Raw genomic sequence first — 12536 nt, forward strand, 5'->3', positions numbered from 1 at the left:
CGCACCTGCGCCTTCTGCTGAGTTCCGTACGGGCGGTCGGGGATTCACGAAATGCCCAGCTGTTTGTCGATCAACTCGAAGATCTCGTCGTTGGAGGCGGACTCGATGTGGTCCGCGGTGACCGCGCTCTCCGGGGCCGCGGCGGGTTCGAGCCGGGCCAGGACCTCGCGCAGCCGCCGCGACAGCCGGTCGCGGTCGTGGCCGTCGTCGGGCAGTGCGGCGATCAGCGCTTCCAGGCGGTCGAGTTCCGCGAGCGGGGAAGCGCTGTCCGGGGTCCGGGGACGGACGGTGCGCGCGCCGATGTGGCGGGCGAGCGCTTCCGGGGTCGGGTGGTCGAAGACGATCGCGGCGGACAGGCGTACGCCGGTCGCCGATGCCAGCCGGTTCCGGAGTTCGACGCCGGTGAGGGAGTCGAAGCCGAAGTCCTTGAACGGCCTTGTGGGCTGGATCAGTTCGGGTGAGGCGTGTCCGAGCACGGTCGCCGCGTGACCGCGTACCAGTTCCAGCAGGGCGCGGTGCGCGTCGGCGTCGGAGAGCCGGGACAGCCGCTGCGCGAAGGAGTCGGACGGTTCGGCGGCGGACGCGACGGCGCGGCGGCGCGGCGGGCGGGCGGCCAGCGCTCGCAGGAGCGCCGGGACGTCCGTGGCCGGGCGGCTCCGGAGAGCGGCGGTGTCGAGTCCGGCGGCCAGCAGGTGGGCGTGGTCGGAGCCGACCGCCGCGTCGAACAGGGCCAGCCCCTCCGAGGTCGTCAGCGGGGCCATGCCGCTGCGGCTCATCCGCCGGAAGTCGACCTCGTCGAGGTGGTCGCCCATGCCGCTGCGCTCGGCCCACAGTCCCCAGGCGATGGAGAGGCCGGGGAGCCCTTCGGCCCGCCTTCGTGCCGCCAGGGCGTCCAACGAGGCGTTCGCGGCGGCGTAGTTGGCCTGCCCGGCGGCGCCGAGCAGGCCGGCTCCGGAGGAGAACAGGACGAACGCGGCGAGATCGGCGTCCCGCGTCAGCTCGTGGAGGCCGAGCGCCGCGTCGATCTTGGGACGCAGGACCCGGTCGAGCTGTACGGGGGTCAGTGAGCCGACCACACCGTCGTCCAGCAGACCCGCCGCGTGGACGACACCGGTCAGCGGGCGCTCCGTGGGCACGTCGGCGAGCAGTGCGGCCAGGGCGTCGCGGTCGGCCACGTCACAGGCCACCACCTCCACCTCGGCACCCGCCGCCACCAGCTCGTCCCGCAACTCCGCCGCGCCCACCGCACCAGGACCCCGACGACCGGTCAGCACCAGCCTCCGCACCCCGTGCTCCGCCACCAGATGACGGGCCACCAGGCTGCCGAGGGTGCCGGTGCCACCGGTGATCAGGACGGTGCCTTCCGGGTCGAACCGGCCGGGAAGCGTCAGGACGTTCTTGCCGATGTGCCGGGCCCTGCTCATGTGGCGGAACGCGTCCGGGGCCCGGCGCAGGTCCCAGCAGGTGAGTGGCAGCGGGGTGAGGACGCCCTGTTCGAAGAGGCTGACGATCTCGGTGAGCATCTCACCGATCCGCTCCGGTCCGGCCTCGGTGAGGTCGTAGGCCCGGTAGTCGACCCCGGGGTGCTGTCCCGCCACGGTGGCGGGGTCGCGCCGGTCGGTCTTGCCCATCTCCAGGAACCGGCCGCCCGGGCCGAGCAGTCCCAGTGAGGCGTCGACGAACTCGCCCGCGAGGCTGCCCAGGACGACATCGACGCCCCGGCCTCCGGTGGTGTCGCGGAAGTGGTCGGCGAAGTCGAGGGTGCGGGACGAGGCGAGGTGCCGGTCGTCCAGTCCCTCTGAGCGCAGCACGTCCCATTTGCCGGGGCTCGCGGTGCCGAACACCCGGGCCCCGGCATGCCTGGCGAGCCGGGCGGCGGCCATGCCGACACCACCGGCCGCCGCGTGCACCAGCACCGTCTCCCCCGAGGTGAGCCCCGCCAGGTCGAACAGGCCGTAGTACGCGGTGAGATGGGCGATCGGTACGGCCGCCGCCTGTGCGTACGACCAGCCTCGCGGGATGGGTGCCAGGGTGCGGTGGTCGGCGACGGTCACCGGTCCGAAGGCGCCGCCGAAGATGCCGAACACCCGGTCGCCGACGGCCAGGCCGGTCACCCCGGGCCCGGTCTCCAGGACGACACCGGCTCCCTCGCTGCCCAGTACCTGCTGGTCGGGCTGGTCGGGGACCATGTCGAGGGCCACCGCGACGTCCCGGAAGTTGAGGCCCGCGGCGCGGACCGCCACCCGTACCTCGCCCGGGGCCAGCGCGGCGGTGGCGTCGGGTGCGGGCAGCAGCGCCAGGTTGTCCAGGGTGCCGCGTTCGGTGAGTTCCAGCCGCCAGGCCGGGGTGTCCGGGGGCGGGGTCAGGGTGCCGGGGCGGTCCGGCCCGGTCAGCCGGGGGACGAGCGTGGCGCGTTCCCGTACGGCCAGCTGGGGTTCACCGCTCGCGAGGGCGGAGGCCAGCACGTCGGTGAGGCTCGTGCCGGACGGGGCGGTGGCGGAAGGGGCGGTGGCGGAAGGCGTACCGGCGGACGGGGCGGTGCCGGTCGCCGTGTTGTGGGGTGCGGCCTCGTCGAGGTCGAGCAGCACGAACCGGTCCGGGTTCTCGGTCTGGGCCGCCCGGACCAGGCCCCAGACGGCGGCCTGCGCCGGATCGGCGGGCCGGCCCCCGGGGCCGGTGACGACCGCGTCATGGGTGAGCACCACCAGCCGGGCGCCGGCGAACCGGTCCTCGGCAAGCCATTCCTGTACGACGGCGAGCGCGCGGGCGGCGGTCGCGTGGACCCGGTCCGCCTGGTCGGGGGCCGGGTCCGCCGGGCACGGCCAGACGACGAGGTCCGGGGCCGCGGACGCGCCAGGTGTTCCGGGCGCGTCGGGCGCTCCCGGCGCGTCAGGGGTTCCGGGCGCGCCAGGTGCTCCGGGCGCGTCGTCGAGGGCCGTGCGCAGGGCGCCGAGCCCGGGCCACCGGATGCCGGGGAGGTCCCGCTGCTCCGGCCGGTCCTCGCCCAGCACGGCCCAGGAGTCCGGGGAGGATGCCCGGGAGCCCGGTGTCGCGGCGGTGTCCCCGGCGGGCAGGGGCGCCCAGTCCACGCGGAACAGCCGGTCCCGCCGGGCGGTGGACGCCGTCCGCAGGTCCGGTGCGAGGGGGCGCAGCAGCAGGGAGTCGGCCGTGAGCACGGGCTGGCCTGCGGGGTCCCAGGCGTCGAGGGCGACCTCGTCGGGTCCGGCGGAGGAGATCCGTACCCGAAGGGTGGTGGCGCCGGACGCGTGGACGCTCACGCCGTTCCAGGAGAACGGCAGCCGGGCGACGTCGTCGCGGTCGGCGAGGAGCGCGGCGGACTGGAGGGCGCTGTCCAGCAGCGCGGGATGGACCAGATATCCGGTGCTGTCCTGCCGTTCCGGCAGGGCGACCTCGGCGAAGACCTCGGTGCCGCGCTGCCAGACGGCCCGCAGTCCCTGGAACGCGGGGCCGTAGACGTATCCGGCGGTCGCGAACCGCTGGTAGAGGTCGGTGATGTCGAGCGCGGTGGCGTCGCGCGGCGGCCAGTCGGCGGGGGCCGGACGGGGCGGCCCGGCGTCGGGTCCGAGGGTGCCGGTCGCGTGCGCGGTCCATTCGGTGGCGCGGCCGTGTTCGCTCCGGGAGTACAGACCGAGCGGGCGGAGCCCGGTGTCGTCGGCGGGACCGACGCGCAGTTGGAGCTGGGCGGCTTCCCGGTCGGTCAGGACGAGCGGGGCGTGCAGGGTGAGTTCGTCGACGCGTGCGCAGTCCGCCTCGTCCGCGGCGCGCAGCGCCAGTTCCAGGAAGGCGGTGCCGGGCAGCAGGTTGACGCCGGTGACGGTGTGCTCGGCCAGCCAGGGGTGGGTGCGGTGCGACAGCCGCCCGGTGAGGAGGTGTTCGCCGGACGGGTCGCCGGGTGAGGCGAGGCGCACGGTGGCGCCCAGCAGGGGGTGGTCGGGCGAGCCGAGTCCGGCGGCGGCCACGTCCCCGGTCGTGGTGGGGGCGTCGAGCCAGTAGCGGCTGCGCTGGAAGGGGTAGGTCGGCAGTTCCACCGTACGGGCGGGCCCGGTGCCGAAGGTGGGGGTCCAGTCCACGGGTACGCCCTGGACGTGGGCCTCGCCGATCGACAGCAGCAGCCGGCCGAGGCCGCCCTCGTCGCGCCGCAGCGATCCGACGGCGACGGGGGGCGCCGCGGCCGGGTCGTCGAGGGTCGCCTGGACGGCGGTGGTGAGCACGGGGTGGGTGCTGATCTCGACGAAGGTGGTGAATCCGGCGGCTGCGAGGGAACGCACGGCGGTCTCGAACTCGACGGTCTGCCGCATGTTGCGGAACCAGTAGTCGGCGTCCAGTCCGGAGGTGTCGAGGAATTCTCCGGTGACCGTGGAGCAGAACGGCACCCGGGAGGCGGCCGGAGCGGTACCGGCGAGTTCCGTCAGCACCTGGTCCCGCAGCGGGTCGAGGTGCGGGGAGTGGCCGGCGGCGGCGGACGGCACCCGTCGCACCCGTACCCCGTCGGCCTTGCAGGCCGCCATCAGCTCTTCCAGCGCGGGCAGGTCCCCGGTGACGACCGTGGACGTCGGGCTGTTGACCGCGGCCACCGACAACTGGTCCTGCCAGGGGCGCAGTCGCTCGTGGAGGTCGGCGACGGACAGGGCCACGGCCGCCATTCCGCCGATTCCCGCCCGGGTCGACTGGGCGCGGCTGCGCAGGGCGACGATCCTGACCGCGTCCGTCAGCGACAGCGCGCCGATGATGTGGGCGGCGGCGATCTCGCCCTGGGAGTGGCCGACGACGGCGTCCGGTTCCACGCCGTGGGCCCGCCACAGGGCGGCGAGCGACACCATCACCGCGAACAGCACCGGCTGCACCACGTCGAGCCGGTCCAGTGACGGGGTGTCCGCGTCGCCGCGCGCCGATGCCAGCAACGACCAGTCGAGGTACGGGGCGAACGCCTCGTCGCACTCCGCCATCCGGGCCGCGAACAGGGGTGACTCGTCGAGCAGCCGGCGGGCCATGCCGGTCCACTGCCCGCCCTGTCCGGGGAAGACGAATACGGTCCGCCCGGTGGTGGCCGCGACTCCCTGAGCGGCGGTGGCGCAGGGGGCGCCATCGGCGATCTCCCGGAGCGCGTCGACGAGTTGGTCCCCGTCTCCGACCAGGACGGCCCGGTGTTCGTGCCGGGCGCGGGTGGCGGCCAGGGAGCGGCCGATGGCGGCCGCGTCCGGTCCGGGGCCGGCCAGGACACGCGTGTGCAGCCGGTCGGCCTGGGCGCGCAGGGCTTCGGGGGTACGGGCGGACAGCACCCAGACGGCCGGTCCGGGGCGGTCCGTGCCGGGGGCGGGGGCCACGTCGGGCGCGTGGCCGGCCGGCAGGGGTGTGCCCGTATCCGTGGCGGTGGGGCCCGTGTCCGTGACGGTGTCCGTGGCCGGGGCGGGTTCCGGGACCTGTTCGAGCAGCAGGTGCGCGTTGGTGCCGCTCATGCCGAAGGAGGAGACCCCGGCCCTGCGGGGCAGTCCGTCCCGGGTGTCCCAGGGACGGGCCTCGGCCAGCAGTTCCACGGCCCCGGCCGACCAGTCGACCTGGGGGGACGGCTCGTCCACGTGGAGGGTCTTCGGCAGCAGTCCGTTGCGCAGCGCCATGACCATCTTGATCACGCCGCCGACCCCGGCCGCCGCCGAGGTGTGCCCGACGTTCGACTTCAGCGAACCCAGCCACAACGGACGCCCCTCCGGGCGCCCTTGGCCGTACGTCGCGAGGAGTGCCTGGGCCTCGATCGGGTCGCCGAGGGTGGTGCCGGTGCCATGGCCCTCGACCGCGTCCACGTCCTGCGGGGACAGCCCGGCGTCGGCGAGCGCCGCCCGGATCACGCGTTGCTGGGAGGGGCCGTTGGGCGCGGTCAGGCCGTTGCTCGCACCGTCCTGGTTGACCGCCGAGCCGCGTACCAGCGCGAGCACCGGATGGTCGTTGCGCCGGGCGTCCGACAGCCGCTCCAGCAGGAGCAGGCCCACACCCTCACCGAAGCCGGTGCCGTCGGCGGCCCCGGCGAACGCCTTGCAGCGGCCGTCCTCGGCCATTCCCCTCGACCGGCTGAACTCCACGAAGAGTTCGGGGCTCGACATGATGGTCACTCCGCCGGCCAGGGCGAGCGAGCACTCCCCCGACCGCAGCGACCGCACGGCGAGGTGCGTGGCCACCAGCGAGGACGAGCACGCGGTGTCCACCGTCACCGCCGGGCCTTCCAGGCCGAAGACGTAGGCGAGCCTGCCGGACACGACACTGCCCGAGTTGCCCGCGCCGAGGAAGCCCTGCACCTCCTCGGGGATGTGCGGCAGCAGCCGGGCCGCGTAGTCCTGGTGCATGACTCCGGTGAAGACGCCGGTACGGCTGCCGCGCAGGGTGTGCGGATCGATTCCGGCCCGCTCGAACACCTGCCAGCCGGTCTCCAGGAGGAGCCGCTGCTGCGGGTCCATGGCCAGTGCCTCACGCGGCGAGATCCCGAAGAACCCGGCGTCGAACTCGTCGGCGTCGTGCAGGAATCCGCCCTCGCGGACGTAGGAGGTGCCCTGCCGGTCGGGGTCGGGGTCGTAGAGACCTTCGAGGTCCCAGCCCCGGTTGGCGGGGAAGGGGGTGATCCCGTCCGAGCCGGAGGCGACCAGGTCCCAGAGGTCGTCCGGGGACCGGACACCGCCCGGGTAGCGGCAGCCCATGGCGACGACCGCGATCAGGTCGTCATCGGGGTCGCCGGTTCGCCGTGCGACCGCCGGGGCGGCCGGGGCGGCGGCCAGGAGCCCGGCCGCGCCCAGGAGTTCGGTGCGCAGATATCCGCTGAGGACATCGGGCGTGGGGTGGTCGAAGACCAGGGTCGCGGGGAGCCGGAGGCCGGTGGCGTGGTTCAGCCGGTTGCGCAGGTCGACGGCGGCGAGCGAGTCGAAGCCGAGGTCGCGGAAGGCACGCCCGGCGTCGACGGTGTCCGGGGACGGATGGCCCAGCGCGGCCGCCGCATGGGTCCTGACCAGGTTCAGCAGTTCGCGCAGCCCCTGGTTCTCGGGCAGTACGGCGATCCGATCGGCCAGCGGGTTCGTCCCGGCGTCGTCGGACGCGGCGAGCGCGGCCTGTCGTCGTACCGGGACCCGCACCAGGCCGTGCAGCAGCCGATGGACGGGGTCCGTGTCCGCCCTGGCGCGAAGCGCGGCCGTGTCCAGCCGCATCGCCAGGAGCGACGGCGGTCCGGCCGTCAGCGCCGCGTCGAACAGATCCAGTCCCTGCCCGGTGGTCAGTGGCGGCATACCGGACCGGGCGATGCGCCGGACCTCGTCGTCGTCGAGGTGACCGGTCATCGCGGAGCGCTGCTCCCACAGGGTCCAGGCGATGGACTGTCCCGCCAGGCCGTCGGCGCGGCGCTGCTCGGCCAGCGCGTCCAGGAGGGCGTTGGCCGCCGCGTAGTTGCCCTGGCCCGGCCCGCCGAAGGTTCCGGCGGCGGAGGAGAAGAGGACGAACGCCGACAGGTCCATGCCCTCGGTGAGCCGGTGCAGATGGAGTGCCGCGTCCGTCTTGGGACGCAGCACGGTGTCGATCCGGCCGGGGGTGAGTGAGGAGATCACTCCGTCGTCCAGCGCTCCGGCCGCGTGTACCACGCCGGTCAGCGGGTGCTCGGCGGGGACGCCGTCGAGGAGGCCGGCCAAGGCCCGCCGGTCCGCGATGTCGCAGGCGACGACGGAGACCTCGGCGCCGAGGGCGGCCAGTTCCTCTTCGAGCGCGGTCACGCCCGGTGCGTCGGGGCCCGACCTGCTGGCGAGGAGCAGATGCCGCACACCGTGTTCGGCCGCCAGGTGCCGGGCGACCCGCGATCCCAGCATTCCGGTGCCTCCGGTGATCAGCACCGTACCGGCCTGGTCGAACGGGGCCCTGGGGACGGTCGTGTCGTCCGTGCGGGCCACCCTGGTCAGCCTGGGCGCGTACGGCAGGCCGCCGCGCAGCGCGAGTTGCGGCTCACCGACGGCGGCCAGGGCCGCCACCGAGGCGAGGGCCGCGTCGGCGGTTCCGGGGGCGGAGGCGACCTCGGAGGTGGGGGCAACCTCGGAGGTGGGAGCGACCTCGGAGGTGGGGGCGACCTCGGAGGCGGGTGCGGGGTCCGCGCCCCGGCGGGGGTTCTGTTCGGTGACCTGTTCGGTGTCCTGTTCGGTGTCCGGGTCGATCTCCTGGTCGGTGTTTTCGTCGGCGTCCTCGCCGATGCCCCCATCGGTGTCTTCGTCGGTGTCTTCGTCGATGAGGAGGAACCGGCCCGGATGTTCGGACTGTGCCGACCGCAGCAGCCCCCACACCGCGCTGCCCGGCAGATCGGGTACGCGGTCGCCGTCCCGGGCGGCGACCGCCCCACGGGTGAGCAACGCGAGCCGGGAACCGGCGAAGCGGTCGTCGGCCAGCCAGTCCTGGACGAGGTCCAGGGCCCGGTGCACCGCCGCCCGGGTCGCGTCGGCGACGGCGGCGGGCGCGAGCGATCCGGCGGGGGTCACGCTGGGCACCAGGACCACGTCCGGTACGGGCGCCCCCGCGTCCACGGCGGCCCGTAGCGCGGCGAGGTCCGCGTAACGGACGGACCCGGACGGGGTGTCGGCCGCGCCGGGGGCCAGCACGGCCCAGCTCCGCGCCTCCGGGGTTCCGGACACAGGTGCCCACTCCAGGCGGAACAGCGAGTCGTGGTGACGGGGAGCGGGAACCGGGGCGCCGGGCGTCTCGGCGGCGACCGGGCGCAGTGCCAGCGATTCCACCGACGCCACCGGTCGGCCCGACGGGTCGGAGAGTTCCAACGCGTACGCGTCCGGTCCGACCGGGGTCACCCGGGCCCGTACGGTCGAGGCGCCCTGCGCGTGCAGGGTGACCCCGGTCCAGACGAACGGCATCCGACCCTCACCGGCACCGGTCAGCCCGGTGGTGTGCAGGACCGCGTCCAGCAGGGCGGGGTGCAGGCCGAAGGCGGCGGCGGCGTCCTGTTGTCCGGGCGGCAGAGCGGCCTCCGCGTACACCTCGTCGCCGAGCCGCCAGACCGCGCGCAGCCCCTGGAACACCGGGCCGTACGCGAAACCACCGGACGCGAACCGCTCGTACAGCCCCTCGATGTCGACGGGGACCGCGCCGGGCGGCGGCCAGGCCGTCACATCGGCGGGGAGCGGACCGGAGGTGTCGGGGGTCAGTGTGCCCTGGGCGTGCCGGGTCCACGGTGCCTCGGGGTCGTCGGTCTCGGGCCGGGCGTGCAGGGTGAGCGGGCGACGGCCTCGGGCGTCGGGGGCGCCGACGGCCATGCGTACGACGGCTCCGCCGTGTTCGGGCAGGACCAGCGGGGCTTCGAGGGTCAGCTCCTCGACCCGGCCGCAGCCCACCTGGTCAGCGGCCCGGATCGCGAGTTCGAGGAAGGCCGTGCCGGGGAGCAGGGCCGCGTTCCGTACGGCGTGCTCGGCGAGCCAGGGGTGGCTGCGGGTCGAGAGGCGGCCGGTGAACAGCGGCCCGTCCTCGCCCGTGGACCGGACGACGGCGCCGAGCAGGGGGTGGTCGGCGGCTGCCAGGCCGGCCGAGGCCATGTCTCCCTGGGGGGCGCCGGAGTCCTCCAGCCAGTGCCGCTCCCGTTGGAAGGCGTACGTGGGCAGTTCCACGTGGCGGGGTTCGACACCCCGGAAGGCGGGCCGCCAGTCGACGGGGACGCCATGGGTGTACACCTCGGCGAGGGACTGGAGGAACCGTTCCCCGGTTCCCTCGTCGCGGCGCAGGGTGCCGGTGACCAGAGCCTCCGTGTCGGCGGACCGTGCGGTCTCCTCGATCGGCAGGTTGAGGACGGGGTGGGGGCTGACCTCGACGAACGCCCGATGCCCCGCGGCCAACAAAGCCCGCGTCGCATCCTCGAACAACACCGGCTGACGCAGATTCCGATACCAATACCCCCCGTCCAACACACCCCCGTCCACCAACCCACCCGTCACCGACGAATAGAACGGCACCCCACCCGACCTCGGCACCACCCCCGCCAACTCACCCGCCAACACCCCACGAATCTCCTCCACCTGCTCACCATGAGACGCGTAATCCACCTCGATACGACGCGCCCGCACACCCTCCGCCTCGCACCGGACCAGCAACTCCTCCAACGCCCCCGGCTCACCCGACACCACCGTCGAAGCAGGACCGTTGAACGCCGCCACCGACAACCGACCCTCCCACCCCGACAACAACTCCCCCACCACCCCAGCCGAACACGACACCGACACCATCCCCCCACGACCACCCAGAACCCCCAACGCACGACTCCGCAACACCACCACCCGCACCCCGTCCTCCAAACTCAACGCACCCGCCACCACCGCCGCCGCGATCTCACCCTGGCTATGACCCACCACCGCATCCGGCACCACACCGAACGAACCCCACAACCGCGCCAACGACACCATCACCGCGAACAACACCGGCTGCACCACATCCACCCGATCCAACCCCGGCGCACCCACCTCACCCCGCAACACCGACACCAACGACCAATCCACCCACCGCGACAACACCCCCTCACACTCAGCAACACACCCCGCAAACACCTCCGAACCCTCCAACAACCCCACCGCCATACCCACCCACTGCGACCCCTGACCCGGAAACACAAACACCGAACGACCCACCCCCACACCCACCCGACCCACCACCACACCCACACCCGAACCCCCACCAGCCACCACACCCAAACCACCCACCAACCCCTCCCGATCCCCACCCACCACCACCGCCCGATGCTCAAACACCGAACGCGACACCACCAACGCACGCCCCACCTCACCCACACCACTCACACCGATCCCACCCGACCCCACACCACTCACACCACCCACACAAGCCGCCAACCGACCCGCCTGCTCACACAACGCACCCGCACTACGACCCGACACCACCCACGGCACCACACCACCCAACCCCACCACCGGCACCGAAGACCCCGACAACGCACCGGAACCACCAACACCCCCACCACCCTCAGACCCCTCAGGCCCCTCCGCCGGAGCCTGCTCCAGAACCACATGTCCGTTGGTGCCGCTGATCCCGAAGGAGGAGACGGCGGAGCGGCGCGGCCGACCGGTCTCCGGCCACGGCACGGGCTCGGTCACCAGTCGCACCCCGCCGGACGACCAGTCCACCTGCGAGGTGGGGTGCTCGACGTGCAGGGTGGGCGGGACCGTGCCGTGACGCATGGCCATGACCATCTTGATGACACCGCCGACGCCTGCGGCGGCCTGGGTGTGGCCGATGTTGGACTTCAGCGAGCCGAGCAGCAGGGGCAGGTCCTCGGGCCGGTCCTTGCCGTAGGTGGCGAGGAGGGCCTGCGCCTCGATCGGGTCGCCCAGCGGGGTGCCGGTGCCGTGCCCTTCCACGACGTCCACCTCGGGGGCGCCGAGCCGGGCGTTGGCGAGCGCGCGCCGGATCACCCGCTGCTGCGAAGGCCCGTTGGGAGCGGTGAGACGGCTGCTGGCGCCGTCCTGGTTGACGGCGGAGCCCCGTACCAACGCCAGCACCGGATGCCCGTTGCGCCGGGCCTCCGACAGCCGCTCCAGGAGCAGCATTCCGACGCCCTCGCCCCAGCCGGTGCCGTCGGCGTCGGTGGCGAAGGACTTGCAGCGGCCGTCCCTGGCGAGGCCGCCCTGCCGGCTCATCTCGACGAACGGGACGGGGGTGGACATCACCATCGCCCCGCCCGTGAGGGCGAGTCCGCATTCACGCTGCCGCAGGGCGTGGCAGGCCAGATGGAGTGCGACCAGCGACGAGGAGCACGCCGTGTCGACGGTGACGGCCGGGCCCTCCAGGCCGAAGGTGTACGAGATCCGGCCGGACGCGACACTGTCCGAACTCCCGTTGCCCAGATAGCCCTTGATGTCCTCGGGGACCTGGTGGAGCCTGAGGGCGTAGTCCTGGTACATCACCCCGGCGAAGACCCCGGTGTCGCTGCCGCGCAGCGCGGCCGGGTCGATCCCGGCGCGTTCGAACGCCTCCCAGGAGGTCTCCAGGAGGAGCCTCTGCTGGGGGTCCATGGCCAGTGCCTCGCGCGGTGAGATCCCGAAGAAGCCGGGGTCGAAGTCACCCGCTCCGGTGAGGAACCCGCCCCGGGCCGCATAGGTGGTGCCGGGCCGCTCCTGGGCGGGGTCGTACAGGGCGTCGATGTCCCAGCCCCGGTCGGTGGGGAAGCCGTCGATCGCGTCGGTGCCGGAGACGACCAGTTGCCACAGGTCCTCCGGGGAGCGCACTCCGCCCGGGTAGCGGCAGCTCATCGCGACGACGGCGATGGGCTCGTGGTCCTTGGACTCCGCCTCGTCGAGGCGGCGGCGGGTGCGGTGCAGGTCCGTCGCCGCGCGCTTGAGGTATTCGCGGAGCTTGCTGTCGTCGACCGTGGCGCTCTTCGCCGGAGCGGTGTCCGAGGGGTCCTTCACCGGGACCGCGTCCATCGCGCTCTTGGCCGGGCCGGCGTCCGTGGCGTCATTCACTGCTGCACCGTCACCTTCGCGTGCGGGTAAGGG

The 12536-nt window shown here is 73.7% G+C and carries 1 protein-coding gene; it reads right to left on the reverse strand.

The window, feature by feature from the left end; genetic code table 11:
• Positions 1–44 precede the first annotated feature (44 nt).
• Positions 45–12464 (reverse strand): type I polyketide synthase, encoded by a 12420-nt coding sequence (locus PZB75_RS02085; protein ID WP_275538552.1) that lies wholly within the window; start codon positions 12462–12464, stop codon positions 45–47.
• Positions 12465–12536: the final 72 nt, after the last annotated feature.

The organism is Streptomyces sp. AM 4-1-1 (assembly GCF_029167625.1).
Lineage (GTDB): Bacteria > Actinomycetota > Actinomycetes > Streptomycetales > Streptomycetaceae > Streptomyces.

Coding starts and splice junctions, on each gene's coding strand:
- PZB75_RS02085 (WP_275538552.1), bottom strand. CDS start 12,464: ATGGACGCGGTCCCGGTGAAGGACCCCTCGGACACCGCTCCGGCGAAG.